The sequence below is a fragment of the Mesorhizobium sp. M1004 genome (assembly GCF_040318795.1).
Lineage (GTDB): Bacteria > Pseudomonadota > Alphaproteobacteria > Rhizobiales > Rhizobiaceae > Mesorhizobium.
In genome coordinates, this window is sequence record NZ_JAMYNB010000006.1 from 83,369 (window position 1) to 108,188 (window position 24,820).

The 24,820-nt window shown below is 63.3% G+C and carries 25 protein-coding genes; 8 read left to right on the forward strand and 17 right to left on the reverse strand.

All coding sequences use genetic code 11. The features are described 5' to 3' along the window. Positions 1-42: 42 nt before the first annotated feature. Genes NKH54_RS14285 through hutI form a run of 5 tightly spaced genes read right to left on the reverse strand, consistent with a single transcriptional unit; the run spans position 43 to position 5,956 of the window. Positions 43-660, reverse strand: a complete 618-nt coding sequence (locus NKH54_RS14285; protein ID WP_353028543.1) for a HutD/Ves family protein — start codon at positions 658-660, stop codon at positions 43-45. A gap of 12 nt (positions 661-672) precedes the next feature. Next, positions 673-2,343 (reverse strand): urocanate hydratase, encoded by a 1,671-nt coding sequence (gene hutU, locus NKH54_RS14290; protein ID WP_023705777.1) that lies wholly within the window; start codon positions 2,341-2,343, stop codon positions 673-675. A 28-nt stretch (positions 2,344-2,371) separates the two neighbouring features. Further along, positions 2,372-3,184 carry an N-formylglutamate deformylase gene (hutG, locus tag NKH54_RS14295; RefSeq protein WP_023743653.1) on the reverse strand — a complete coding sequence of 271 codons (813 nt, stop codon included), beginning with the start codon at positions 3,182-3,184 and terminating at the stop codon, positions 2,372-2,374. 1 nt (position 3,185) lies between these two features. Further along, positions 3,186-4,724 (reverse strand): histidine ammonia-lyase, encoded by a 1,539-nt coding sequence (hutH, locus tag NKH54_RS14300; RefSeq protein WP_023739266.1) that lies wholly within the window; start codon positions 4,722-4,724, stop codon positions 3,186-3,188. Further along, a complete protein-coding gene (gene hutI, locus NKH54_RS14305) occupies positions 4,721-5,956 on the reverse strand; it encodes an imidazolonepropionase (protein WP_353028432.1) in 1,236 nt (411 codons plus the stop codon). The genes hutH and hutI overlap by 4 nt, the downstream gene beginning before the upstream one ends. An 88-nt stretch (positions 5,957-6,044) precedes the next feature. Between hutI and NKH54_RS14310 the strand changes: the two genes are divergently transcribed. Together NKH54_RS14310 and hutC are read left to right on the forward strand one after the other, a co-directional pair. Continuing rightward, positions 6,045-7,397, forward strand: a complete 1,353-nt coding sequence (locus NKH54_RS14310; protein WP_023734214.1) for a formimidoylglutamate deiminase — start codon at positions 6,045-6,047, stop codon at positions 7,395-7,397. Next, positions 7,394-8,134 (forward strand): histidine utilization transcriptional repressor HutC, encoded by a 741-nt coding sequence (hutC, locus tag NKH54_RS14315; protein ID WP_023724862.1) that lies wholly within the window; start codon positions 7,394-7,396, stop codon positions 8,132-8,134. Before NKH54_RS14310 ends, hutC begins: the two co-directional genes overlap by 4 nt. Before the next feature lie 122 nt (positions 8,135-8,256). Here hutC and NKH54_RS14320 read toward each other — a convergent pair whose 3' ends face one another. Next, complete coding sequence (locus NKH54_RS14320; protein WP_023672906.1) at positions 8,257-8,601, reverse strand: RidA family protein; 345 nt, start codon at positions 8,599-8,601, stop codon at positions 8,257-8,259. 207 nt (positions 8,602-8,808) lie between these two features. On the opposite strand from NKH54_RS14320, the gene NKH54_RS14325 reads away from it, so the two are divergent. Then, positions 8,809-9,147 (forward strand): protein tyrosine phosphatase family protein, encoded by a 339-nt coding sequence (locus tag NKH54_RS14325; RefSeq protein WP_023672907.1) that lies wholly within the window; start codon positions 8,809-8,811, stop codon positions 9,145-9,147. A 219-nt stretch (positions 9,148-9,366) separates the two neighbouring features. Here the strand turns inward: NKH54_RS14325 and NKH54_RS14330 are convergent, their stop codons facing one another. After that, positions 9,367-9,834 carry an Lrp/AsnC family transcriptional regulator gene (locus NKH54_RS14330; protein WP_023698021.1) on the reverse strand — a complete coding sequence of 156 codons (468 nt, stop codon included), beginning with the start codon at positions 9,832-9,834 and terminating at the stop codon, positions 9,367-9,369. Between the two features lie 139 nt (positions 9,835-9,973). Between NKH54_RS14330 and hppD the strand changes: the two genes are divergently transcribed. Both hppD and NKH54_RS14340 read left to right on the forward strand, forming a co-directional pair. After that, positions 9,974-11,089, forward strand: a complete 1,116-nt coding sequence (gene hppD, locus NKH54_RS14335; RefSeq protein ID WP_023694412.1) for a 4-hydroxyphenylpyruvate dioxygenase — start codon at positions 9,974-9,976, stop codon at positions 11,087-11,089. Positions 11,090-11,154: 65 nt separating this feature from the next. Beyond that, positions 11,155-11,379, forward strand: a complete 225-nt coding sequence (locus NKH54_RS14340) for a type II toxin-antitoxin system Phd/YefM family antitoxin (RefSeq protein WP_023702307.1) — start codon at positions 11,155-11,157, stop codon at positions 11,377-11,379. Positions 11,380-11,382: 3 nt separating this feature from the next. On the opposite strand, the gene NKH54_RS14345 is transcribed toward NKH54_RS14340, so the two are convergent. Genes NKH54_RS14345 through hmgA form a run of 5 tightly spaced genes read right to left on the reverse strand, consistent with a single transcriptional unit; the run spans position 11,383 to position 15,446 of the window. Further along, on the reverse strand, positions 11,383-11,919 hold the full coding sequence (locus NKH54_RS14345; RefSeq protein ID WP_353028433.1) for a DinB family protein: 537 nt from the start codon (positions 11,917-11,919) through the stop codon (positions 11,383-11,385). Then, complete coding sequence (locus tag NKH54_RS14350) at positions 11,916-12,212, reverse strand: hypothetical protein (protein WP_353028434.1); 297 nt, start codon at positions 12,210-12,212, stop codon at positions 11,916-11,918. The genes NKH54_RS14345 and NKH54_RS14350 overlap by 4 nt, the downstream gene beginning before the upstream one ends. A 12-nt stretch (positions 12,213-12,224) precedes the next feature. Beyond that, positions 12,225-13,238, reverse strand: coding sequence for a fumarylacetoacetate hydrolase family protein (locus NKH54_RS14355; RefSeq protein WP_353028435.1), 1,014 nt, complete (start codon positions 13,236-13,238; stop codon positions 12,225-12,227). Next, the gene (locus tag NKH54_RS14360) at positions 13,235-14,122 is read right to left on the reverse strand and encodes an MBL fold metallo-hydrolase (protein ID WP_353028436.1); all 888 of its coding nucleotides are present in this window, start codon (positions 14,120-14,122) and stop codon (positions 13,235-13,237) included. The genes NKH54_RS14355 and NKH54_RS14360 overlap by 4 nt, the downstream gene beginning before the upstream one ends. Positions 14,123-14,132: 10 nt before the next feature. Next, a complete protein-coding gene (hmgA, locus tag NKH54_RS14365; RefSeq protein WP_023694418.1) occupies positions 14,133-15,446 on the reverse strand; it encodes a homogentisate 1,2-dioxygenase in 1,314 nt (437 codons plus the stop codon). Between the two features lie 122 nt (positions 15,447-15,568). On the opposite strand from hmgA, the gene NKH54_RS14370 reads away from it, so the two are divergent. Then, entirely contained in the window at positions 15,569-16,006 is a 438-nt protein-coding gene (locus NKH54_RS14370) for a MarR family winged helix-turn-helix transcriptional regulator (RefSeq protein WP_031208795.1), read from the forward strand. A gap of 31 nt (positions 16,007-16,037) precedes the next feature. On the opposite strand, the gene NKH54_RS14375 is transcribed toward NKH54_RS14370, so the two are convergent. The 3 genes from NKH54_RS14375 to NKH54_RS14385 all read right to left on the reverse strand — a co-directional run bounded on the left by NKH54_RS14375 (position 16,038) and on the right by NKH54_RS14385 (position 19,033). Continuing rightward, positions 16,038-16,661: a DUF4304 domain-containing protein gene (locus tag NKH54_RS14375; protein ID WP_023694420.1), complete on the reverse strand. Its 624-nt coding sequence runs from the start codon at positions 16,659-16,661 to the stop codon at positions 16,038-16,040. An 18-nt stretch (positions 16,662-16,679) separates the two neighbouring features. Beyond that, positions 16,680-17,714, reverse strand: coding sequence for an L-threonine 3-dehydrogenase (gene tdh / locus NKH54_RS14380; protein WP_023672918.1), 1,035 nt, complete (start codon positions 17,712-17,714; stop codon positions 16,680-16,682). Between the two features lie 131 nt (positions 17,715-17,845). Further along, on the reverse strand, positions 17,846-19,033 hold the full coding sequence (locus NKH54_RS14385) for a glycine C-acetyltransferase (RefSeq protein ID WP_023694421.1): 1,188 nt from the start codon (positions 19,031-19,033) through the stop codon (positions 17,846-17,848). Positions 19,034-19,343: 310 nt separating this feature from the next. Here NKH54_RS14385 and NKH54_RS14390 point away from each other — a divergent pair, with 310 nt between their 5' ends. Continuing rightward, positions 19,344-21,410: a putative bifunctional diguanylate cyclase/phosphodiesterase gene (locus tag NKH54_RS14390; protein ID WP_023672920.1), complete on the forward strand. Its 2,067-nt coding sequence runs from the start codon at positions 19,344-19,346 to the stop codon at positions 21,408-21,410. 20 nt (positions 21,411-21,430) lie between these two features. On the opposite strand, the gene NKH54_RS14395 is transcribed toward NKH54_RS14390, so the two are convergent. Beyond that, positions 21,431-21,835, reverse strand: coding sequence for a MarR family winged helix-turn-helix transcriptional regulator (locus NKH54_RS14395; RefSeq protein WP_023672921.1), 405 nt, complete (start codon positions 21,833-21,835; stop codon positions 21,431-21,433). A 192-nt stretch (positions 21,836-22,027) separates the two neighbouring features. Between NKH54_RS14395 and NKH54_RS14400 the strand changes: the two genes are divergently transcribed. After that, complete coding sequence (locus NKH54_RS14400) at positions 22,028-22,435, forward strand: hypothetical protein (protein ID WP_023745497.1); 408 nt, start codon at positions 22,028-22,030, stop codon at positions 22,433-22,435. Positions 22,436-22,655: 220 nt separating this feature from the next. Here the strand turns inward: NKH54_RS14400 and NKH54_RS14405 are convergent, their stop codons facing one another. Further along, complete coding sequence (locus NKH54_RS14405; protein WP_353028437.1) at positions 22,656-24,701, reverse strand: oxidoreductase; 2,046 nt, start codon at positions 24,699-24,701, stop codon at positions 22,656-22,658. Positions 24,702-24,820: the final 119 nt, after the last annotated feature.

Consider the following 24,820-nt stretch of genomic DNA (forward strand, 5'->3'; position numbering starts at 1 on the left):
TGATCCAGACAACAGCTTACGCCAGATTTCTCCGGCGTGCGATCATGTTTGGCAACAGGCGTTAATCGTTGTGCTGGCGGTGCGGCTGGCCCTGGCTATCCGGATGACGAACACGGTCGTCGGCCGCACCGGTTCAAGCCGCAGTTTCGCGGCCTGCGGTCCGAGCAACAGCGTGTCGCGAGGTCCAAGGCGCGACGATGTCGCGCCGGTCACGCCGACCTCACCGTCGAACGGCAGGATCAGGGTCATAGCGCTGGTCGGCCGGATATCGGTCGGAACCGAAACTATCAGACGCTGGACCGAGTGCGTTGCCCGCCCGCGGCGGGTCATGACGTTGAGGTCGGTGATCGGACCGGAGATCAGCGCGGCCGTGGTCGGCACATCGGCCGGGAAGGACAGCGGGGCGGAAGCCGCCGTCACTTCGGCCGGCCGCCGGCCAGCAATGTCGAGGACGATGCCCTCGCCTTCCAGCACGGCCAGCGTGCGGTCGACGCCGGCAAAGCCCGAGAACGGCCCGCTATCCTCGACTCGCGCCATCGAAACGCGCCAGTCGAAATCGTCCAGGCCGGCGCCGTCCGGCGAGACGGCGATCTCGGTGGTCGTGCCGCCGCCATTCTTCCACGGCATGACCCGGTAGTCGGCGGCCCGTAGGATGCGCATCATTTAAGCCAATCAGCCTAAAATACCGGGCAGATTGAGCTGGTGCTCCTTCGCGCACTCGATGGCGATGTCGTAGCCGGCATCGGCGTGGCGCATGACGCCTGTCGCCGGATCGTTCCACAACACGCGCTGCAGGCGCCTTGCGGCGTCCGGCGTGCCGTCGGCGACGATGACCATGCCGGCATGCTGCGAGAAGCCCATGCCGACGCCACCGCCATGATGCAGCGACACCCAGGTTGCGCCCGACGCGGTGTTGAGCAACGCATTGAGCAGCGGCCAGTCGGAGACGGCGTCGGAGCCGTCCTTCATCGCTTCCGTCTCGCGGTTGGGCGAAGCCACCGAGCCGGAATCGAGGTGGTCGCGGCCGATGACGACGGGCGCCTTGAGTTCGCCCCTGGCCACCATCTCGTTGAAGGCGAGCCCCAGCCTGTGGCGGTCGCCGAGGCCGACCCAGCAGATGCGCGCCGGCAGGCCCTGAAAGGCGATGCGCTCACGTGCCATGTCCAGCCAGTTGTGCAGATGGGTGTTGCCGGGGGTGAGTTCGCGCACCTTGGCGTCCGTCTTGTAGATATCCTCGGGATCGCCCGAAAGAGCAGCCCAGCGGAACGGGCCGATGCCACGGCAGAACAGCGGCCTTATATAGGCCGGCACGAAACCCGGGAAAGCAAAGGCGTTCTCGAAGCCTTCGTCCTTGGCGACCTGGCGGATGTTGTTGCCATAGTCGAGCGTCGGCACGCCGGCATTCCAGAACGCGACCATCGCCTCGACATGCTCGCGCATTGATGCGCGGGCGGCCTTCTCGACAGCCTTGGGATCGGAGACGCGCTTCTCGCGCCACTCAGCCATCGTCCAGCCCTTGGGCAGATAGCCGTTAATCGGGTCATGCGCCGAGGTCTGGTCGGTGACCATGTCGGGGCGGATGCCCCGCTTGAACATTTCCGGCACGATGTCGGCCGCATTGCCGAGCAGGCCGACCGACTTCGCCTCGCCGGCCTTGGTCCAGCGCTCGATCATTTCCATCGCTTCGTCGAGCGTCTCGGCCTTCTCGTCGACATAGCGGGTGCGCAGCCGGAAATCGATCGAGTCCGGATTGCATTCGATGGCGAGGCAGCAGGCGCCGGCCATGACGGCGGCAAGCGGCTGGGCGCCGCCCATGCCGCCGAGGCCGCCGGTCAGGATCCATTTGCCCGTAAGGTTGCCATTGTAGTGCTGGCGGCCGGCCTCGACGAAGGTCTCGTAGGTGCCCTGCACGATGCCTTGCGTGCCGATATAGATCCAGGAGCCGGCCGTCATCTGGCCGTACATCATCAGGCCTTTTTTATCGAGTTCGTTGAATTTGTCCCAGGTCGCCCAATGCGGCACGATGTTGGAGTTGGCGATCAGCACGCGCGGCGCATCGGTGTGCGTCCGGAAGACGCCGACCGGCTTGCCGGACTGGACCAGCAGCGTCTCGTCTTCATTGAGGGTCTTCAACGAGGCGACGATGCTGTCGAAATCGTTCCAGGTGCGCGCGGCCCGGCCGATGCCGCCATAGACGACGAGCTCATTGGGGTTTTCGGCGACATCGGGATCGAGGTTGTTCATCAGCATGCGCAGCGGCGCTTCGGTCGTCCAGTATTTGGCGTTGAGCTTGTCGCCGCGGGGCGCGCGCACTTCGCGGATGTTGTGGCGAGGATTGTTCATCATTGTCCCTTTGGAGTAAGGCGGCGTCTCAGCGCCCGGCCCAGTCAATGGCGGATTGGAGGATTTTCGTCAGTGTGGCGCGCATCGGCGCGGCGAACTCGGCATCATAAGGCACCGGCCAATTGTCCGGTTCGCCCTTGCCCTCGGGCTCGCGCAAATAGCCGCGATCGGCAAGTTCCATCTGCAGCGCATGGTAGCCGGCTTGCGGATTGCCGAAATAGCGGGTGATCCAGCCGCCCTTGAAACGACCGTTGATGACATTGCTTTCACCGCTTTCGGCCATGATCTGGCCGACCAGCGCCTGAAGCATTGGGTCCGCGGTCTGGCCGTCATTGGTGCCGAGATTGAACACCGGCAGCGTGCCATAGAACAGCCGCGGCAGCACCGAACGGATCGAGTGGCAATCGTAAATGACGACCTTCTCATGCAGGCCGCGCAGCCTGACGGCCTGGGCCGCCAGCATTTCATGGTAGGGCACGAAATACGCTATGCGGCGCTGGTCTATCTCCGACGGCGTCGGTTCCGCGCCGGGCAGATACAGCGGATCGCCGTCGAAGGTCTCGGTCGGGCATAGCGTCGTTGTCGTCTGCCCGGGATAGAGCGAGGCGCCGGAGGGATCGCGGTTGACGTCGATGACGGTGCGCGAGATCGACGTGTGCACGACAGTCGCGCCAAGGCCGGCGGCAAAATCGTAGAGATTGTCGATCCACCAGTCGCAATCGCGGCGGCCGAGCCAGGGCGAGACCAGCCGATTGTCGATGCCGGCGAGATCGATACCCGTGTGCGGGATGGACACCAACAGGGGTGCCGTGCCTTCCGTCACTGTCAGCCAGTCGGCCATGTCAGACTCCCGAAATCGAAGGCAGTGTCACCGCGCCGGCAGCCTTGATGGCAGCGCCGCTGCGCACCATGGCGATGGCCTTTTCCATATCGGGATGGAAATGTCGGTCGTTGTCGAGATGCGGCACTTCTGCGCGGACCAGTTTGCGAACGGCTTCAAGGGCCGCGCTCGACGCCAGCGGTGCATGGAAATCGCAGCCCTGCGCGGCGGCCAAGAGTTCGATGCCGATGACGGCTGTCGCATTCTCGACCATGCCGATCAGCCGGCGCGCGCCATGTGCGGCCATCGAGACGTGGTCTTCCTGGTTGGCCGAGGTCGGGATGGAATCGACGCTCGCGGGATAGGCCTTCTGCTTGTTTTCGGAAACGAGTGCCGCCGCCGTCACCTGCGGGATCATGAAGCCGGAGTTCAGGCCGGGCTTCGGCGTCAGGAATGCCGGCATGCCGGACAGCGCCGGGTCCACCAGCATGGCGATGCGGCGTTCCGACAGCGAGCCGATCTCGCAGACGGCGAGCGCGATCATGTCGGCGGCGAAAGCCACCGGCTCGGCGTGGAAATTGCCGCCTGAAAGCGCAGTATCGTCCTCGGCGAAGATCAGCGGATTGTCGGTGACGCCATTGGCCTCGGTGCCGAGCGTATCGGCAGCCTGGCGCAGCACGCTGAGTGCAGCACCCATCACCTGCGGCTGGCAGCGCAGGCAGTACGGATCCTGCACGCGCTCATCGCCGACGCGGTGCGATTCACGGATGGCGCTGCCGGACATCAGATTGCGCAGCGCTGCCGCCGTCTCGATCTGGCCCGGGTGTTTTCTGAGGAGATGGATGCGCGGATCGAAGGGTGCATCCGAGCCCTTGGCGGCGTCGGTCGACAGCGCCCCGGCGACCAGCGCCGACTGGTAAAGCACTTCGGCCTCGAAGAGAGCGGCCAACGCATAGGCGGTGGAGAACTGCGTGCCGTTGAGCAGCGCCAGGCCTTCCTTGGCGCCAAGCGTCACCGGCTCCAGGCCGTGCGAGACGAAAGCGACCTTGGCCGGGAAGCGGCCATGCGGTGTAAAGCATTCGCCGACGCCGATCATCACCGCCGTCATGTGCGACAGCGGCGCGAGATCTCCGGAGGCGCCGACCGAGCCCTGCGCCGGCACGACGGGGATGACGTCGTTGACCAGCATCGCTTCCAGCAATTCGATGGTTTGCGGCCGCACGCCCGACGCGCCCTGCGCCAGGCTGGCCAGCTTCAGCGCCATCATCAACCGAACCACAGCGACCGGCATCGGCTCGCCGACGCCGGCGGCATGCGACAAAACGATGTTGCGTTGCAGGGTTTCCAAATCGGCGGCCGGAATGCGGACGCTGGCCAGTTTGCCGAAGCCGGTGTTGATGCCATAGACCGGCTCACCCTTGGCGACAATACGGGCGACAGCCTCGGCGCTGGCCTTGATCTTCGGACGGCAGGCAGCGTCGAGCTTCGGCACGGCGCCACGATAGATGGTGCGCCAGTCGGCCAGCGATGCATTGCCGGGCTTCAGGTTAAGTTCGGTCATTGTCCTCTCCAGATGCGGGCATGGAGCGGGTTGAAGCCCATGCGGTAGACGAGTTCGGCCGGACGCTCGATGTCCCAGATCGCCAGGTCGGCGGATTTCCCTGCTTCAAGCGTGCCGGTCTGGCCGAGCAATCCCAGCGCACGGGCAGCCTCGCGAGTGGTGCCGGCCAGGCACTCCTCGACGGTCAGGCCGAAAAGCGTCGCCGCCATGTTCATGGTCAGAAGCAGCGAGGTCAGCGGCGACGTCCCGGGATTGTTGTCGGTGGCGACCGCCATCTTGACGCCGTGCTGGCGAAACAGGCCGATCGGCGGCTTCCTGGTTTCGCGGATGAAATAGTAGGCGCCGGGTAGGATCGTCGCCACGGTGCCGGCCTTGGCCATGGCTGCGGCACCTGCTTCATCGGTGTATTCGAGATGGTCTGCCGACAGCGCACCATAACGGGCGGCGAGTTCGGCGCCATGCAAATTGGACAGCTGGTCGGCATGGAGTTTGACCGGCAGGCCAAGCGCCTTGGCCTTGTCGAAGACGCGGGCAATCTGTTCCGGCGAAAAGGCAATGCCCTCGCAAAAGCCGTCTACGGCGTCAGCCAGGCCCTCGGCGGCGATTGCGGGGAGGATGGTGTTGGCGACGAGATCGACAAAAGCGTCCTTGTCGCCTTTTGCTTCCGGCGGCAGCGCATGCGCGCCGAGGAAGGTGGTGCGGACCGTGACCGGGCGTTGCTTGTCCAGTTGCCGCGCGGCGCGAAGCGACTTCCGTTCATTTCCGAGATCGAGCCCGTAACCCGACTTTACCTCTACCGTGGTGACGCCCTCGGCCATCAGCGCGTCAAGGCGCGGGAGAGTCTGCGCAACCAGTTCGTCTTCGCTCGCGGCACGCAGGGATTTGACCGAGGAGACGATGCCGCCGCCGGCACGGGCGACTTCCTCATAGCTGGCGCCGGCCAGCCGCATCTCGAACTCGTTGGCACGGTTGCCGGCATGGATGAGATGGGTGTGGCAGTCGATCAGGCCGGGCGTAATCCAGCGGCCTTCGCAATCGGTAGTCTCGCCGCCCTGAGCCAACGCTGACGGCATCTCGGCTTCCGGACCGGCATAGACGATGACGCCGTCACGGGCGATGATCGCGCCCTTGTCGACAATGCCCAGTCCGGCAACGCCTTCGGCCATGGTCGCCAGGCGCGCATTACGCCAAAGCTGAAGGCCCCCTGCCCGGCTTTTGTCTTGTGCCGCCATCATCTTTTTCCGTTGCTTGGATGGCGATTATGTATATACATATTGAAACGCGCTGCAAGTGCATTGTTGATGGAATGCGGAGAAAAACGTGACGGCGATCTTTGCGGAACAGGTGCTGCTGGCCGATGGCTGGCATGACAAGGTGCGGATCTCGCTGAGCGGCGGTCAGATCGCGAAGGTGGAGCCAGGTTCTTCACCGCGGAGCGGTGACGAACGCCACGCCATTCTGGTGCCCGGCATGCCGAACCTGCACAGCCACGCCTTCCAGCGCGGCATGGCCGGGCTTGCCGAACTGCGCGGTCCCTCCGCCGACAGCTTCTGGAGCTGGCGCGAGGTGATGTACCGCTTCGCGCTGTCGATGACGCCGGACCAGGTCGAGGCGGTCGCCGCCCAGCTTTATGTCGAAATGCTGGAGGCCGGATTCTCGCGCGTCGGCGAATTTCATTATCTCCACCACGATCGCGACGGAAAACCCTATGCCAACCTTGCCGAGATGGCCGAACGTATTGCCGCGGCCGCCGGCGAAACCGGGATCGGCCTGACGCTGCTGCCGGTGTTTTATGCCCATTCGTCCTTCAGCGGCGCTGCGCCCAACGAAGGCCAGCGGCGATTCATCAACAATGTGAATCGGTTCGAACGCTTGCTTGAGAAAAGCCGCGAATCGGTTCGTGCGTTGAATCAGGCTGTCGTTGGCGTCGCCCCGCACAGCCTGCGCGCCGCGACGCCGGAGGAACTCAGCGCTGTTGCCGCCATTGCGCCGGACGGACCGATCCACATCCACGTCGCCGAGCAGGTGAAGGAGGTCGAGGATTGCCTGGCGTGGTCGGGTGCGCGACCGGTCGAATGGCTGCTCGCCAATGCCGGGATCGACAAGCGTTGGTGCCTGATCCACGCCACCCACATGACCGAGGATGAGACAACCGGCATGGCCAGAAGCGGCGCCATTGCCGGGCTTTGCCCGATCACCGAGGCCAATCTCGGCGACGGCACCTTTTCAGCACCTCTGTTCATCGAACATGGCGGCCGCTTCGGCGTCGGCTCGGATTCCAACGTGCTGATCGGCCTGCCGGATGAATTGCGCCAGCTCGAATATTCGCAGCGCCTCGCACACCGCGCCCGCAATGTGCTGGCGGTGGCCGGCGGCTCGACCGGGCGGGCTCTGTTCGACGCGGCCCGCGATGGCGGCAGCACTGCACTCGGCGCCGGCCCGTCGCGGATCGCCGCCGGTGCCGCAGCCGATTTCGTCTCACTCGACGAAAACCATCCTTCGCTGGCCGGAAAAAGTGGCGATGCGATCCTCGACGCCTGGATCTTTGCCAATGGCGGCAAGGTCGATTGCGTCTGGGTGCACGGAAAAAAACAAGTCAGCGGCGGCCGGCATGCAGCGCGTGAGACGATCGCCGAGCGCTTTCGCCATGTGATGACGGCGCTTTCGGCATGAGCATATCAGAGACAGCGGCGGTGGAAGGCGGCGGTTCGCTGCACCAGCGCATCCTGTCCGACATCAGCGAGAAAATAATGTCCGGCGCCTGGGCGCCGGGTCACCGCATCCCGTTCGAGCACGAGTTGACGGCCGAATACAATTGCTCGCGCATGACAGTGAACAAGGCGCTGTCGCAACTGGCCAAGGCCGGGCTGATAGAGCGCCGCCGCCGTTCGGGCAGCTTTGTCCGCCAGCCGCAGTCGCAGGCCGCGGTGCTGGAAATCCACGACATCAGGATCGAGGTTGAGTCGCTTGGCCTGGCTTATCGTTACGAGCGCTTGGCGCGGCAGAAAAGGCGCAGCAGCGCCGAGGATCGCGCCTTGCTGGAACTGGACGCAGCCGGACAGGTGCTGGCGCTTGAATGCCGGCATTTCGCCGGCAAGCGGCCATTCGCGCACGAACAGCGGCTGATCAATCTCGCCGCCGTCGCGGAAGCCGCCGAGGAGGAGTTTCTCGACATCGCCCCCGGCCCTTGGCTGATCGGCCGCGTGCCATGGAGCGAGGCAGAGCACCGTATCCGCGCGGTCGCGGCCGACAGACATATTGCCGAAGCGCTCGACATCGCAACCGGCGCGCCCTGCCTGGTGGTCGAGCGCCGAACCTGGAGCGCCGAGCACCCGGTGACGCAGGTGAGGTTCACTTATGCCGCGGAGAGCCACACGCTGGTGGCGCGGTTCAGGCCTTCGCAGGGGTAGCTCCTTTACCCTCCCCCTTGTGGGGAGGGTCGCTGCGAAGCAGCGGGGTGGGGGTCGGCGCCAGCCCCCCGCCCGGACCTTCGGTCCGACCTCCCCACAAGGGGGAGGTAGAAGGCTGCACTTTAAATCGCCGCCGTAACGATAATCTCGACAGTGTATTCCGGCCCTGCAAGCTTGGCCTCACCCGTGGCGCGGGCGGGCGTGTTGCCTTGCGGGACCCACTTGTCCCATTCCTTGTTCATCTCGGCGAAGGTGCCCATATCGGCCAGCCAGATGATCGCCTGCAGGATCTTGGTCTTGTCGGTGCCGGCCTTGGCCAGCAGTTCGTCGATAGATGCGAGGATCGACCTGGTCTGTTCGCCAACGCTGGCGCCGGGCGTTCCGACCTGGCCGGCGAGATAGACGGTGTTGCCGTGGATGACGATCTGGCTCATGCGCGGGCCAACATCGATGCGACGAATGCTCATGGGATGGTTCCTTCGTTTGTCGGTGCGCCTGTTTAGAGTCGCTGCCGCCTCCGGGCAAGGCCAACAGCGCGAAACCTCTTGAGCCTGGGTTGGATCTGGGGCCGCAAATGTCTATCTGCGCCGAGGGATTTCTTTCCGGCGCGGATTGCCGACCTCGTGTGAGAGTGGCAAGACTTCGCGCCAAACCAGATTGCGAGGATGAGAGCCATGGAATATCGCGAAATCAGCGAGGACTATTCGGTCTCGGGCCAGATCCAGCCCGAAGATGCCGCCGCCATCAAGGAAGCCGGTTTCAAGAGCGTGATCTGCAACCGGCCGGATGACGAGCAGCCCGACCAGCCTTCGGCCGACAGCGTCAAGGCGGCGGTCGAAGCCGCGGGGCTGGCCTTCCGCTACATCCCGGTGATCAGCGGCCAGATCACGGCCGAGAATGTCGAGGACCAGGCCGAAGCGCTCGACGCGCTTGAGGGACCGGTGTTTGCTTATTGCCGGTCTGGAGCGCGCTGCACCAATCTCTACGGGCTGATTCAGCAGTCCAAGGGGTGATCATCCTGAGGCGCTGGCGATCCCTCACACCCCCCTCTGTCCTGCCGGACATCTCCCCCGCAAGGGGGGAGATCGGATGTCGCCTTCGCTCTTCGCCAATCGCCGACGTTGCAGGATGAGCGCTGGACAAAGCTGCTGATCTCCTCCTTGCGGGGGAGATGGCCGGCAGGCCAGAGAGGGGTGCTGTCCCGCCGACGTATCAACTGAAACTCTCTCAAACTAGATCGGCAGCGCGCCGGTCTCCTTCAGCGTCTCCAACACGATCGCCGTCTTCACATGCTGCACGGAGTCGTGCGGCAGGAGCACACCGTTGACGAATTCCGACAATGATTTCAGATCGGGCGTCACCACCTTCAAGATATAATCCATCTCGCCGGTCAGCGCGTGCGCCTCCTGCACCTCCGGCAGCCGCGCCAGCAGCTCGCCGAAGCGCCTGGCATTGTCGCGGTTATGGGTGGCGAGCGTCACCGAGATGACGTTGACCAGCGAGAAGCCGAGCTTGTCGCGGTCGAGCACGGCGCGATAGCCCTTGATGTAGCCGTCTTCCTCCAGCCGCTGGCGGCGGCGTGAGCATTGCGATGCCGACAGGTTCACGCGCTCCGAGAGATCGTTGTTGGTGAGCCGCGCGTCGCCCTGCAAGAGAGCCATTATCTTGCGGTCAAATTGATCGATGCGCGCTTCATTCATCGATTCATCTCCAATCATGCATGAATTACGCACGAGATGATCATTTCAAGCGTTTGAATGCAAGCACCGTGCGGTCGCTTCGCACTATCATGCGTCATCTCGTGGTCCGATGCGGCCACCGTCCGTTTGGAGGAATGCCATGGGTCCCTTCCCGCACGACGCCCCGCCCGCAAAGATCAGCAAGGAAAACCCCGCCGGCACCGACGGTTTCGAGTTCGTCGAGTTCGCGCATGCGGAGCCGCAGAAGCTAGCCGAACTGTTCACCCGCATGGGCTATGTCGCGGTGGCCAAGCACCGCACGAAGGACATCACCGTCTGGCGCCAGGGCGACATCAACTATGTCGTCAATGCCGAGCCGGGTTCGCATGCGATGAAATTCGTCGACAAGCACGGCCCCTGCGCCGCCTCGATGGCCTGGCGCGTGGTCGATGCAAAGCATGCGTTCGAGCATGCGGTATCGAAAGGCGCCACGCCCTACGACGGCAACGACAAGGCGCTCGACGTGCCGGCCATTGTCGGCATTGGCGGCTCACTGCTCTATTTCATCGAAGCCTATGGCAAGAAGGGCTCGGCCTATGATGCCGAGTTCGAGTGGCTGGGCGAACGCGACCCGCGGCCCCAAGGCGTCGGCTTCTATTTCCTCGACCACCTCACCCACAATGTCTATCGCGGCCAGATGGACAAATGGTGGGACTTTTATCGCGAGCTGTTCGGCTTCAAGCAGATCCATTTCTTCGACATCGACGGCAAGATCACCGGCCTGGTCAGCCGCGCCATCACCTCGCCCTGCGGCAAGATCCGCATTCCGCTAAATGAATCCAAGGACGACACCAGCCAGATCGCCGAATACCTGAAGAAGTACAATGGCGAAGGCATCCAGCATATCGCCGTCGGCACCGACGACATCTACGCCGCCACCGACAAGCTTGCCGACAACGGGCTGAAGTTCATGCCCGGTCCGCCGGAGACCTACTACGACATGTCGTACAACAGGGTGAACGGGCATGACGAGCCGATCGAGCGGATGAAGAAGCACGGCATCCTGATCGACGGCGAAGGCGTGGTCGACGGCGGCATGACCAAGATCCTGCTGCAGATATTCTCCAAAACCGTGATCGGCCCGATCTTCTTCGAATTCATCCAGAGGAAGGGCGACGAAGGTTTTGGCGAAGGCAATTTCCGCGCGCTGTTCGAGTCGATCGAGCAGGACCAGATCAAGCGCGGCGTGATCAAGGTCGATGGCAAGGCGGCGTGAAAACCGTAAGCTCGTTTGCGGCTCGATCGGCTTTGATCTAAGTTCCGATCACAAGAGGTCGAGCCGTGAACGTCTCCATAACCGAAGCAAAGGCCAAACTATCGGAACTCGTCGGCCGCGCGGAAGCCGGCGAGGAGATAGTCATCACTCGTCACGGCAAGATCGCGGCGCGGCTCGTGGCACCAGTTCGAGAAGACTTGTTGTCGCGCATAGGTGCCCTGAAGGGCAAGATTTGGATTTCTGACGATTTCGACAAACTCGGCCCTGAATGGAACGAGTACACCAGATAAAGGTCAGAGGCCCAGCCGCTCGACCTCTTCCTTCCTCACCTTCAAATCATAATCGAGCAAAAACTCGTCCAGCTGCGGCGGCGCGACCGAGCTGCCCGAGAGCATCGCGTGCACCTGGCCGCGATGGTGGATGTCGTGCAGGAAGACATGACCGAGGATGTCGCCGATCTTTTCCGGGATCATGCCGTCCTCTCGCCGGTCCGTGATGACCTGACGGTCGAGATCCGCCTCCGAGAGCTTCTCGCAAAAGGCGATTAGGCGTCGATCTGCTGCGACCTGGGCGCCAAACAGCGCCTGCGGCACATCGAACGGCACGTAGTCGTCATAAGCGGCCGCACCGACGCCGCCTTCTTCGAGAAAATCGAGATAGAGATGATCGACCGCAAGGATGTGGTTGAGCGTTGCCTTGATCGACGGGAAGAAGCTGGTGCGTTCGGCTTCGAATTCGCCGGGCTTTAGCTGCAGCACGGCGCGATAGATCCGGTCGTTCGACCAGAGATTGTTGCCGGCCATGCGGCTGAAATGCTCGAGCAGGGTCACGCGTTCATTCGTCTGATCAGGCCAATGCCTGCCGCCATCACCGCGAAGCCGGCGACAACGATCAGCAGCAGCCGGTTCATGCGCCGCCGCATCGCCTGCGTCTCCTCGTCCCGCGCCACATTGGTGTTGGTGATGGTGTGGAACATCATCGCCTTGCGCGGGTAGCCGCTGCGGTTGGTCAGATCGGGCGAGCGCGCCTCGATGCGATAGCTCAGCCGGATCGCCTGGATGAAGACCACCAGAATCGCCAGCGCCCAGATGCCGGCCAGCAGATAGAACGCCTCGCCCGTCACTATTGCCCCCTCTTATGCCTGGGACTTTTCGACCTTCTGCTCGATGGCGCCGAAGATCGAGTTTCCGCTTTTATTCTTCATCTCGATACGCACCGTATCGCCAAAGCGCAGGAACGGCGTCTTGGGCTCGCCAGACTCAATGGTCTCGATCATGCGCAGTTCAGCGATGCAGGAATAGCCGGCGCCGCCGGCCGCCACCGGTTTGCCCGGCCCGCCATCCAGCTTGTTGGAGACGGTGCCCGAGCCGATGATGGTGCCGGCAACCAGCGGCCGTGTCTTTGCGGCATGGGCAATCAGCGCCGGGAAGTCGAAGGTCATGTCGACGCCGGCATTGGCACGGCCGAACGGCTTGCCGTTGACGTCGGCGAGCAGAGGCAGGTTGACCTTGCCGCCATCCCAGGCGTCGCCGAGTTCGTCCGGCGTCACCGCCACCGGCGAAAAAGCCGAGGACGGCTTCGACTGGAAGAAGCCAAACCCCTTGGCGAGTTCGGGTCCGGTGAGTGCGCGCAGCGTCACATCATTGACCAGCATGACCAGCCGGATCGCAGCGCGCGCCTGGTCGAGGCTGGCGCCCATCGGCACATCGTCGACGACGACGGCGACCTCCGCCTCCATGTCGATGCCGAAGGCTTCGTCCGCCGCGCGGATCGGATCGCGCGGCGCGATAAAGGAATCCGAGCCACCCTGATAGATCAGCGGATCGGTCCAGAAGCTTGCCGGCATCTCGGCGCCGCGAGCTTTGCGCACCAGCTCGACATGGTTCACATAGGCTGAACCATCGGCCCATTGATAGGCGCGCGGCAGCGGCGATTGGGCGTCATGCTCATGGAAGCGTGCCGACGGCACCGCATTGTTCTCCAGCGATTCGGCGATCGTCGCCAGGTGCGGCGAAATCCGCTGCCAGTCGTCGAGTGCGGCCTGCAGCGTGCGCGCCAGGAACGAGGCGTCGGTGAAGCGCGTCAGGTCGCGCGAGACGACGACAAGCTTTCCGTCGCGCGTCCCGTCCCTCAATGTGGCAAGCTTCATGCGGTTTCCTCTCCTGATGCGGCTTTGGCGCCGTCTAAGTTCACAACAAGGCCGTCGCGGGCAATCGTCAAGTCACCCACCCACGATTTCCTGACAGCAGCCTCCCAGTCGGCCTCGCCGATCTCGGGATCATCGGCCGGAATGAGGTGGTTGAGCACCAGCCTCTTCACCCCGGCATCGCTGGCAATGCGGCCTGCCTGCTCGGCAAATGAGTGGCTGGCAAGCAGATGCTCCTTCAGCCGCGCGCCATTGCCGGTCCTGGCGACCAGCCGCTCGATGCCTTCTTCCAGCATGGCCTCATGGACGAGAATGTCGGCATTTCGGGCAAAGCCTGCGAGCGGCGGAAAGAAGGCTGTGTCGGCCGAGAAGACGATGCTTTTGCCGGCGTGGTCGAAACGCAGCGCGAAACAGTCCGTGACCGGCGGATGGTCGACGCGCAGTGCCGAGACCTTCAGGCCGCGCTGCGCAAAAATCTCGCCCTCGCCGAATTCCACGATCGAAGCCATTTCGCGAATGTCCGGCCTGCCCTCATCGACGATGCGAATTTCAATGTCGAACTCCATCGCCTGGCAGAAGCGGCGCCAGTATTGGCCGGTGCCGGGTGGTCCGAACAGCGTCACCGGGCTGGCGAGGCCGGCGGTCCAGGCGGTGTGGAGCAACGGACCCAGTTCCAGTACATGGTCGGAATGCAGGTGGGTGACGAAGATCAGGTCGAGCGCCTTCAGGCTGACGGCGGAATCGACCAGACCGCGCGTGACGCCGAGCCCGCAATCGACGACGATGGTTCGCCCGCCAAGCTCCAGCAGCGACGAACTCGGCCACGGCCCGCCCGGCCGCAGCGCCGGGCCGCCCTTGGAGCCGAGAAGCACCAGCCGGTCGTTCACTGGGCTGATCTCAAGACCAGTCGCCCTCCGGCGTGCCGTTGAAACGCTTCTTCAGATCGGTCCAGCAATCGATGTAATTGTCCTGCCTCGTTTCAAGCTCGGCGCCGTAGCGGGTGAGCATTTGCGGGAATCGGGTCTCGAACATGAAGGCCATGGTGTTGTCGAGCTTGACCGGTTTCAGCTCCGAGCGCGAGGCCTTTTCGAAGCCAGGCGCGTCTGGGCCGTGGGCCAGCATCAGATTGTGCAGGCTGATGCCGCCCGGGAGAAAACCTTCCTCCTTGGCGTCATACTGGCCGTGGATCAGGCCCATGAACTCGCTCATGATGTTTCGGTGGTACCAGGGCGGGCGGAACGTATCCTCCGCCACCAGCCAGCGCGGCGGGAAGATGACGAAGTCGATGTTGGCGGTGCCCTCCTCGCCGCTCGGCGCCGTCAGCACGGTGAAGATCGACGGATCGGGATGGTCGAACAGGATGGCGCCAACCGGAGAAAACGTCGCCAGATCATATTTGTAGGGGGCGTAGTTGCCGTGCCAGGCGACGACATCGAGCGGCGAATGGCCGATCTCGGTGACATGGAAATTGCCGCACCATTTCACCGTCAGCCGGCACGGCGTTTCCTTCTCCTCGAACCAGGCGCAAGGCGTCTTGAAATCGCGAGGATTGGCCAGGCAGTTGGCGCCGATCGGGCCGCGGTCCGGCAGCGTCAGCTTGGCGCCGTAGTTTTCGCAGATATAGCCGCGCACTTCCTTGTCGATGAGCTCGACCTTGAACACCAGCCCGCGCGGCAGCACGGCGATCTCGCCGGGCCGCAGCTCGATGACACCCATCTCGGTGACGAAGCGCAAGGCGCCGACCTGGGGGACGATCAGCAACTCGCCATCGGCATTGAAGAAATGATCGTCGACCATCGATCGGTTGGCGACATAGACATGCGCGGCCATGCCGCTTTGGCCCAGCACATCTCCGGCAGTGGTGATGGTGCGCATGCCGGCGATGAAGTCGGTCGGCTCACTCGGCATCGGCACCGGGCTCCAGCGATACTGCCCGAGCGCCAGTTCGTGGTCGCCGACATTGGGTGCTGTCTTCCACAGGGGATAGCTCGCTGCCTTGAAGCGGCCGGTGTGTTTTACGCTCGGCCGGATGCGGTAGAGCCAGGAACGCTCATTGGTGCCGCGCGGCGCGGTGAAGGGCGAGCCCGATAGCTGTTCGGCATAGAGCCCGTAAGCCGGCCGTTGCGGCGAGTTCCGCCCCTGCGGCAGCGAGCCGGGCAGCGTCTCGGTTTCGAAGTCGTTGCCGAAGCCCGGCATGTAGGAAAAGGTCATCCGATCCTCCCTGAACCCGGCCCCGCAAAGCGCTGCTTGCCGGCGATGTTGACCAAACTGGTTTCATTTGTAACCATCGAAAATGTAACTATCAACGGGCGAATGCCGCATCCATGGTGCAGATGGAAATCCTCGAACTCGAAAGCTTCCTGCCCTATCGGCTCTACCGGCTGGCCGACGCCGTCAGCCGCGAATTTTCAAAAATCTACCGCGACCGCCACGGCCTGACGCGGCCGGAATGGCGCACGCTGTCAGGGCTCGGACAGCGCGGCACCATGACGGCGACAGCGCTTGGCGAACAGTCGGCCATGCACAAGACCAAGGTGTCGCGCGCCGTGGCCGAGCTCGAGCGGCGACGCTGGCTGGTACGCACAACCGACGAGAATGATCGACGTGTAGAGCATCTGGCGCTGACGAAGGCGGGGCTGGCGGCCTATGGCGAAATGGTGCCGCTGGCGAAAGCCTTTGAACGGGAGTTGCTGGAGAGGCTTGGTACGGAAGAGCGGGCGGCGATTGTGAATGGGGTGGCGGCGCTGGAGGCAAAACTCACCTTGGGTTGAGATCTTCCCATAAGTTCGACCGTCGCTGAAATCAGATCGCGAATGCGGCAGGCAACGCCCCTAGACCGTAATAGGCGCGTTCGGCTTCAATGAAGCCTCTGACACGGCTTCGAAATGCCGCCGGATCATCAATGTAGGCTAGAAGCGCCTGCGCTTGCGAAGCCGCGTGTCTTTGAGCGCTTTCAAACAGTCGCCTTGCCGTTTCAAAATCACCGGCCAAACCAGCCGCCACCCCGGCGTGGAAGGCCGCCCACTCGCCGTAGGCGCCCGGCTGCAATTCACTCACGAGGATTTTCGCTGTCGCCTGGACGGAAGGGAACATCGATCGGTGAACCTGATCGATTTCGACGACCTTCTTGGCCATTTGATCAACCGCGAGAAGAAACTGTGGCGGGCTCTCGAACGGAACGAACTGTCCAATGCGCTCAACGCGATCGAAGGTAATCGTTTCCGGAAGCGAACCCCAGAGCCAGTGGACTGCTACGTTAAGGTAAGTGCCCTTGGACCAGGAACTGGGCTGGAACTCGACTACACTTAGCCAGAAGCCGCGATCGGCGATCCAGATTCGGGACTGCCCTTTGCGTCGAAATCCGGCCGGCTTCAGTACGAGCTTTGCCTGCGAGGCAATGATACGACCGTGCTCATTGTCCGCCATCTTGCACCCACACGTGCCTCACCAATCCATCACCACCTTGCCCGAACTGCCGCTCCGCATCGCGTCAAACCCCGTCTGGAAATCGTCGATCCCAATGCGGTGCGTAATCAGACCCGACACATCCAGCGGCCCCTGCACCAGGGCGATCATCTTGTACCAAGTCTCGAACATTTCGCGGCCGTAGATGCCCTTCAAGTGCAGCATCTTGAAGATGACCTTGTTCCAGTCGATTTCGAAGCCGGTCGGCGCGATGCCCAGAATGGCGATCTTGCCGCCATTGTTCATGGTGTCGATCATGTCGCGAAAGGCGGGCGCGGCGCCCGACATTTCGAGGCCGACGTCAAAACCCTCGGTCATGCCCAGCGCCGGCATAACGTCGCGCAGTTTTTCCTTCGAGGCATCGACGACATGCTGGACGCCGAGCTTTTTGGCCAGCGCCAGCCGCACCGGGTTGATGTCGGTGATGACGACTTTTCGCGCCCCCACACATTGGGCAACGAGCGCGCCCATGATGCCGATCGGCCCGGCGCCGGTGACCAGAACGTCTTCACCGACCAGGTCGAAGGACAGAGCGGTGTGGACGGCATTGCCCAGGGGATCGAAGATCGCGGCGATCTCGTCGGGCACATCGTCGGGGATCGGCACGACATTGTGCTGCGGGATCGCCAGATATTCGCCGAAGGCGCCGGGGCGGTTGACGCCGACGCCGAGCGTGTTACGGCAGAGATGCCCCCTGCCGGCGCGGCAATTGCGGCAATGGCCGCAGACGATGTGACCTTCGCCGGAGACACGCTGGCCGACCTTGTATTCGGTGACCGCAGCGCCGAAATCGGCCACCGTGCCGACGAATTCATGGCCGGTCACCATCGGCACCGGCACGGTCTTCTGCGCCCACTGGTCCCAATTGTAGATGTGGACGTCGGTGCCGCAGATCGCCGTCTTCTTGACCTTGATCAGCACGTCGTTAGGGCCGATCTCCGGCACCGGCACCTCTTCCATCCAGATGCCCGGTTCGGCCTTGGCCTTCACCAGCGCCTTCATCATGTTCGACATGCTACAACTCCTTACCCTCCCCCTTTGCGGGGAGGGTGGCCCGAAGGGCCGGATGGGGGTCAAAAAACTGGCGGAGGTCGTGACCCTGCAGACCCCCACCCCGCCTCCCGACATGGGGGAGGGTAAAACTCTCAGCCAATCACGCCCAATTCCTTGCCGACCGCCGCGAATGCCGCCACGGCGCGATCGATGTCGGCGCTGGAGTGCGCCGCCGACATCTGGGTGCGGATGCGCGCCTGGCCTTTCGGCACCACCGGGAACGAAAAGCCGATGACATAAATGCCGCGCTTCAGCATGCGCGCCGCCATTTCCTGCGCTAGGCTGGCATCGCCCAGCATCACCGGGATGATCGGGTGATCGGCGCCGGCCAACGTGAAGCCGAGCTTGCCCATCTCGGACCGGAAGCGCGCCGCATTGGCATATAGGCGCTGGCGCAGGGCGTCGCCATTTCGGATCAGCTCGAACACCTTGATCGAGGCGCCGGCGATCGCCGGCATCAGCGTGTTGGAGAAGAGATAGGGCCGCGAGCGCTGGCGCAGCCAGTCGACGACCTGGCTTTTGCCGGAGGTGTAGCCGCCGGAGGCGCCGCCGAGCGCCTTGCCGAGCGTGCCGGTGATGATATCCACCCTGCCCTCGACACCGCAATGCTCGGCCGAGCCGCGGCCGTTCTTGCCGACGAAGCCGACGGCATGGCTGTCGTCGACCATGACCATGGCGTCGTATTTTTCCGCGAGGTCGCAGACGCCTTTAAGATTGGCGATGATGCCATCCATGGAGAACACACCGTCGGTGGCGATCAGGCGGAAGCGGCAGTCTTTCGCCTCCTTCAGCCGGGCTTCGAGATCGGCCATGTCGTTGTTGGCGTAGCGGAAACGCTTGGCCTTCGACAGCCGCACACCGTCGATGATCGAGGCATGGTTCAGCGCATCGGAAATGATCGCATCATCCTCGCCGAGCAGTGTCTCGAACAGGCCGCCATTGGCGTCGAAGCAGGAGCCGTAGAGGATGGTGTCGTCCATGCCGAGGAATGATGAAATCGTTGATTCAAGCTGCTTGTGCTCTTCCTGCGTGCCGCAGATGAAGCGCACCGAGGCCATGCCGTAGCCGTAGCGGTCGAGCGCGCCTTTGGCTGCATCGCGCAATTCTGAGCTGTCGGCGAGGCCGAGATAGTTGTTGGCGCAGAAATTCAGCACCTTGTCGCCGCCGACTTCGATCTCAGCCGACTGGGTCGAGGTGATCACCCGCTCGGATTTGTAGAGCCCGGCGGATTTCAGCCCTTGCAGTTCGTTGTCGATATGGGAGAGGAATGCCGCGCTCATGGATCAGGTCCTGTTGAGATTGGCGCGACTGTCGCGCTACGCGCACTAAAAATCCATCGCAAAAGCGACCGTTTCGGTGGCACGGCGGGCTCAACCCTGGCGCGACCCGATCGCATGGCCCGCATGCTGGAGTAGCAGGCACGCGAATACGGCTATGCCGCGAAAGAACATGATAACCATCTCGGCAGCTTTCGTTTACTGCCGAAGCAACAGTTCCGCCGGCTTCCAGACCTGTTAACCCTTTCAAGCCAATGGTCTTCTCGCCACGAATCAGTGGCAGAAATCCGTCGACCGAGGGGTCACCTAGAATATGTCGCAGCAGCCGGCGCAAACCGTCTCGGGCAAACTCATCCTGCTGATCAAGAGCGGCTACTGGCTGGCGCTGCTGATCATCGCCGCCATGGTGATGGCCTCCTTCATCCTGCTGCAGCAGATGATGGCGGCGCAACAGCACAACCATACTCTGCTCGACATCGTCAGCACCCAGAAGGCGCTGTCGCAGCGCATTGTCTTTTTGACCAGCGCAACCGGCTCAGCCGCGCGTGACAAGCAGCCGGCCCTGGTTGCCGCGCTGAAACAGGCGACCGCCGAGTTCGAGACGAACTACGACCTGCTGCTCAAACAGACGGGAGCCGACCCACTGTCGCCAGCATTGTCCGATCCAAAGTCGATCGAGAGCGTCCTTTACGGCAAGCCGTTCCACCTCGACTATTTCTCGGTCGGGCTGGTCGCCAATGGCGAAAGGCTGATCTCGTCCTTCGAATCCCAGCTCTCCGGCAATGCCGCCTACAAGGGCGGCGGCGAGCGCGTCAATCTCGATGCTTCCGTCGCCAATGCGACGCTGTCGGGTTATGCCGCGCTCGGCCAACGCATCGCCGCATTCGCAGACGAGCGGTCGGAAAAGCTCCTCGATCTCCATCGCACCTTGTTCTACGCCACCATCGGCGTCATCGTCCTGGTGGCGCTTTTCATCTTCCGGCCGATGTCGAAGGCGATCCTGCGCAAGACGCACGAGCTTGTCGATGCCCGCAACTCGATGGCCTTCATCGCCGTACATGACGGGCTGACCGGCCTGCACAACCGCACCTTCCTGACCGACCACTTCGAAACGCTGATCAAGGGCGCGCATCGCCGGCGCGAGAGGCTGGCGGTCATCCAGCTCGACCTCGACCGGTTCAAGCAGATCAACGACACACTCGGCCACGCCGCCGGCGACTATGTGCTGGTCGTCACCGCGCAGCGCATGCGCGATTCCTGCCGTGCGTCGGATCTCTGCGCGCGCCTTGGCGGCGACGAATTCGTGATGATCCTCAATGGCGCCGGCGGCCCCGAGGACATCAACATGCTGGCCCGGCGCATCCTGGAGGAGATCAACGAGCCGATTACCTTCCAGGGCACGACCATCCTTCCAGGGGCCAGCGCCGGCATTGCCGTCTATCCCATCGACGCCGACAATGCCGAGGATCTGCTCGTCCACGCCGACCTCGCGCTCTATTCCGCCAAAAAGCTCGGCGGCGGCAGCTTCTCGTTCTTCTCCGAGGAACTCAGGCGCGAGCTAGACTACCGCAAGCAGCTCGAGCACGACATCAAGGTCGCGATTTCGGAGAACGCCTTCCAAGTCTATTTCCAGCCGCAGGTGTCGCTGAGCAACGGCGCCATCAGCGGCATCGAGGCGCTGGTGCGCTGGAAGCATGCCGAGCGCGGCATGATTGCGCCGGGCGAGTTCATTCCGGTCGCCGAAAAATGCGGCTTCATGCCCGAGATCGGCCGCATCGTCTTTACCAAGGCGATCGAGCAAGCAGCCGAATGGGATCGCGCCGGCATCGCTTTCGGCCGGCTTGCCGTCAACGTGTCCGGCACCGAGCTGCGCGAACCCGACTTCGACCGCTTCCTGTTCGCGACGCTGGAAAAGGCCGGCCTTGCTCCGCAGAAACTGTCGCTGGAAATCGTCGAATCCGTCATTCTCGACGACGAGAAGACGGGCATCGCGGCGAAGCTGCGCCACATCCGCGCTGCTGGCGTCCATCTTGAGCTCGACGATTTCGGCACCGGCTATGCCTCGCTCAGCCACGTCAATCCCAACGAGATCGACCGGCTGAAGATCGACCGCCGCTTCGTCCAGAACATCAACGAGAATGGCGACAACACCAAGATCGTGCGCGCCATCACCGAGCTGGCGCGCGGTCTCGGCATTTCGATCGTCGCCGAGGGCGCGGAAACCGAAGCCGAGCTCGATTCGCTGATGGCAATCGGCTGCGATCAGGTGCAGGGCTATTCCATCGCCTTCCCGATGCCGCAGGACAAAGCGCGCGAATGGCTGCTGGCGCGCAGCCCGAAGAAAGCCAAGCTGAAGGTGCTTCAGGGCAATTTAGCCTGACTATTGCCCACCGGTGCCGGTCATTTGGCCGGCGCGACATTCGCCCGCAATGCCGCCAGCACCTCGGCGAACTCCGCCAGCCTGTCGTCCGGCAATCCCGCGCGCAGCCGCTTGTCGAAGATGAGAGCCGCCGCCCGCAGCTTCAGGAACATCGTTTCGCCCGCCTGCGTCAGCTCGACCAGATGAACCCGGCGGTTGTCCGGATCGCGGCGGCGCGTCAGCAAGCCTTGCGCCTCCATGGCGTTGAGATGGTGGGTGAGCGTGGCGCCCTGGATGCCGATCATGCCGGCAAGTTCGCGCTGGTTGGCAAGCTCGCTCGACTTGACCGAAAGCAAGGTCAGCCACACCGGCAGCGTGCCGCCGGCCTCGACCAAAGCGGCGTCAAAGGCCTGCGCCACCAGCTTGGAGGTGCGCGCGAGATTCATGCCGATTGGCGGACGGTCAAAGGGAGTCATGCGCCGACAGTAGAACAAGGCGCCGAGCGATGGAACGCGGCATTATACATTGACATCGAACCATTTGATACCTAACTATCATGCGTGTCGATCTACCGAGTTCGTATTATCCCGCATTCGACAGGGATCCGAGGACGGGCGGCGGGCAAGGAGGAAGCGGTCATGCAATATGTCTACATCGTCGTTATCGGCCTTCACGTCATGGCCGGTGTGTTCTGGGCCGGCACCACCATCACGCTTGCCCGCGACCCCGAGATCAGGGCGGAGCGCTTTATTGGACCGCAAATGGGCTCGGCCGGTATGGTGTTCGTGACCGGCGCCCTGCTCTGGTATTTCTTCCACGGCGCCTATTTCGGCTCGATGGAAATGGTGCTGGCGCTGGGCATCCTGGCCGCCTTCGCCGCTGCCGGCGTTCTCAGCGTCGTCGTCCGCAAGACCAGCCGGCAGCTTGCCGGCGCGGACGCCGCAACGGAAGCGGCGCTGCGCACCAAAATGGCCCGCGGCGAGCGCATCGCCGCCTGGCTTCTGGTACTCACCGTACTTTGCATGGCGACGGCAAGGATGATTTGAGCCCTGCCGCGCGTTGCCTCCCGGTTGAAAAGCATTCCGCATCGTGCGTCGCCTGGCTCTCGGCTGGTGGCGTACGCGGCGCGCAGTTCGGACGGATGTGCAAGGTGGCTCTCCGCACAGAGGTTTGGCTGCGCGCCACCCATCACTTTGAGCGATCGAGATGCGCCCGCCGGAAGGGTGAGATCGAGCTTTGGAACAAGCCGTAGGCCGGCTTGTAGGCTCAAACCCGCAAGCCGAACCTGATGCCATCATAGATGGCGGCGTGGATGTTGCGCGAGGCGACCGCATCGCCGATGCGCAACAGCACGAAGCCCCCTTCGGGGTTGCGTGAAGGAAAAATATCGCCGCCGCCGACCAGCCGCTCGTAATCGACCGCGCCACCATTCTTCGACAGCGGTTTCAGCTGGAGATAGAGATCGTCGAGCGGCGCCGTGCCGTGCTCGACCACCACCTGGTCGACCCGCCTCTCGCCGCGCCAGCCGTCGGCAAAGTCGGAGGCGAGTTCGGCGACCAGCTGGTTGCCCTCGCGCCGTACCGAGCGCAGCCTGGTGTTGATGGTGATGGTGACGCCCTTCTCCTGGAAGGCGCGCATATAGGGCACGTGGTTCATGCCGCCCATTTCGGGGGCGAAGAAGCGCTCCGGCGAAACCAGCTCCAGTTTTGACCCTGCATTGGCGATCAGCTCCGCCGCGCCCATGCCCTGGTGGCCACCATTGTCGTCGAAGAGCAGCACGTTCTCCGCCGGCTTGATGCTGCCGGCCATGATGTCCCAGCTCGACGTGACGAGATTGTCGCCTGATGTCAGCGGCGGGTTCTGCGGCAGGCCGCCGGTGGCGATCACCACCACATCGGGCGACAGCGCCAGCACATCGTCCTGCTCGGCCCATGTATCGTAGCGGATCCCGACGCCGAGCCGGTCGAGTTCGGCCAGCCGCCAGTCGATGATGCCGATCAACTCCTTGCGGCGCGGGTTCTGCGTTGCCAGCCGAACCTGGCCGCCGGCCTGACCGGAGGCTTCAAGCACCGTGACATGATGGCCGCGTTCGGCCATCACGCGAGCTGCCTCGAGCCCGCCAGCGCCAGCGCCAACGACAACGACGTTCCGCCTGGGCCCTTCGGTCTTCAGGATGATATGCGGAATCTCGGCCTCGCGGCCGGTCGCGGCATTGTGGACGCACAGCGCCTCGCCGCCTTCATAGATACGATCGAGGCAATAGGTGGCGCCGACGCAAGGCCGGATCTCGTGCTCGCGGCCTTCCATGACCTTCTTGATGATGTGCGGGTCGGCGATATGGGCGCGGGTCATGCCGACCATATCGAGCTTGCCGGTTGCGATGGCGTGGCGCGCCGTGGCGACATCGGAAATCCGCGCCGCATGGAAGGTCGGGAATTTTGTTGCCGCCCTCACCTCGCCGGCGAAATCGAGATGCGGCGAAGAGCGCATGCCGGTCACCGGGATAACCTTGGTGAGCGCCGCGTCGCTTTCGATCGAGCCGCGGATGATGTTCAGGAAATCGACCTTGCCAGAATTGGCGAGCCGTCTCGCGATCTCGACGCCCTCGGCCTTCGACAGGCCTTTGTCAAAGTCCTCATCGGCGACCATGCGGATGCCGACGATGAACTTTTCATCGACGGCAGCCCGCACGGCATCCAGCACCATGTCGGTGAAGCGCAGCCGGTTGTCGAGCGAACCGCCGAACTCGTCGTCGCGATGGTTTGTGGCCGGCGACCAGAAGCCGTCCATCAGATGGCCGTAGGATTCGAACTCGATGCCGTCGAGGCCGGCCGCCTGGCAGCGCTGCGCAGCGGACGCATAGTCGGCGACGATGCGCTCGATGTCCCAGTCCTCGATGGTTTTCGGGAACGCGCGGTGCGCCGGCTCACGCACCGGCGAAGCCGACAGCACCGGCAGCCAGTCGGCCTTGTTCCAGCCGGTGCGGCGACCAAGATGGGTGATCTGGATCATCACCTTGCAGTCATGCTCGTGGCAGGCGTCCGCCAGTTCGGCCAGCCACGGCACGATGAGGTCGTCATAGACATGCAGATTGCCAAAGGCGGCCGGGCTGTCGCGCGAGACGATGGCCGAGCCCGCCGTCATGGTCAGCGCCATGCCGCCCTTGGCCTTTTCGGCATGGTAGAGCCGGTAGCGCTGTTTCGGCATGCCGTCCTCTGAATAGGCCGGCTCGTGGCTGGTCGACATCACCCTGTTCTTCAGCGTCAGGTGTTTGAGCTGGTAAGGCTGGAGAAGCGGGTCGTTGCTGGTCATCATCTTCCTGCCATTCCAATTTGTGTCGGAGCAGCGCGTGCTGCTCCAGTTCTTGTCTTAAGCATCGAATTTATTCGAAAATCGCTGCACACTTTTCGGTCCGGTGCTAATGAGCGCGG

What these genes read in the sequence shown, in the direction of transcription:
- NKH54_RS14285 (WP_353028543.1), bottom strand. Translation starts at nt 660, where the DNA reads ATGCGCATCCTACGGGCCGCCGACTACCGGGTCATGCCGTGGAAGAAT.
- hutU (WP_023705777.1), bottom strand. Translation starts at nt 2,343, where the DNA reads ATGAACAATCCTCGCCACAACATCCGCGAAGTGCGCGCGCCCCGCGGC.
- hutG (WP_023743653.1), bottom strand. Translation starts at nt 3,184, where the DNA reads ATGGCCGACTGGCTGACAGTGACGGAAGGCACGGCACCCCTGTTGGTG.
- hutH (WP_023739266.1), bottom strand. Translation starts at nt 4,724, where the DNA reads ATGACCGAACTTAACCTGAAGCCCGGCAATGCATCGCTGGCCGACTGG.
- hutI (WP_353028432.1), bottom strand. Translation starts at nt 5,956, where the DNA reads ATGGCGGCACAAGACAAAAGCCGGGCAGGGGGCCTTCAGCTTTGGCGT.
- hutC (WP_023724862.1), top strand. Translation starts at nt 7,394, where the DNA reads ATGAGCATATCAGAGACAGCGGCGGTGGAAGGCGGCGGTTCGCTGCAC.
- NKH54_RS14320 (WP_023672906.1), bottom strand. Translation starts at nt 8,601, where the DNA reads ATGAGCATTCGTCGCATCGATGTTGGCCCGCGCATGAGCCAGATCGTC.
- NKH54_RS14325 (WP_023672907.1), top strand. Translation starts at nt 8,809, where the DNA reads ATGGAATATCGCGAAATCAGCGAGGACTATTCGGTCTCGGGCCAGATC.
- NKH54_RS14330 (WP_023698021.1), bottom strand. Translation starts at nt 9,834, where the DNA reads ATGAATGAAGCGCGCATCGATCAATTTGACCGCAAGATAATGGCTCTC.
- hppD (WP_023694412.1), top strand. Translation starts at nt 9,974, where the DNA reads ATGGGTCCCTTCCCGCACGACGCCCCGCCCGCAAAGATCAGCAAGGAA.
- NKH54_RS14355 (WP_353028435.1), bottom strand. Translation starts at nt 13,238, where the DNA reads ATGAAGCTTGCCACATTGAGGGACGGGACGCGCGACGGAAAGCTTGTC.
- hmgA (WP_023694418.1), bottom strand. Translation starts at nt 15,446, where the DNA reads ATGACCTTTTCCTACATGCCGGGCTTCGGCAACGACTTCGAAACCGAG.
- NKH54_RS14370 (WP_031208795.1), top strand. Translation starts at nt 15,569, where the DNA reads ATGGAAATCCTCGAACTCGAAAGCTTCCTGCCCTATCGGCTCTACCGG.
- NKH54_RS14375 (WP_023694420.1), bottom strand. Translation starts at nt 16,661, where the DNA reads ATGGCGGACAATGAGCACGGTCGTATCATTGCCTCGCAGGCAAAGCTC.
- tdh (WP_023672918.1), bottom strand. Translation starts at nt 17,714, where the DNA reads ATGTCGAACATGATGAAGGCGCTGGTGAAGGCCAAGGCCGAACCGGGC.
- NKH54_RS14385 (WP_023694421.1), bottom strand. Translation starts at nt 19,033, where the DNA reads ATGAGCGCGGCATTCCTCTCCCATATCGACAACGAACTGCAAGGGCTG.
- NKH54_RS14390 (WP_023672920.1), top strand. Translation starts at nt 19,344, where the DNA reads ATGTCGCAGCAGCCGGCGCAAACCGTCTCGGGCAAACTCATCCTGCTG.
- NKH54_RS14395 (WP_023672921.1), bottom strand. Translation starts at nt 21,835, where the DNA reads ATGAATCTCGCGCGCACCTCCAAGCTGGTGGCGCAGGCCTTTGACGCC.
- NKH54_RS14400 (WP_023745497.1), top strand. Translation starts at nt 22,028, where the DNA reads ATGCAATATGTCTACATCGTCGTTATCGGCCTTCACGTCATGGCCGGT.
- NKH54_RS14405 (WP_353028437.1), bottom strand. Translation starts at nt 24,701, where the DNA reads ATGACCAGCAACGACCCGCTTCTCCAGCCTTACCAGCTCAAACACCTG.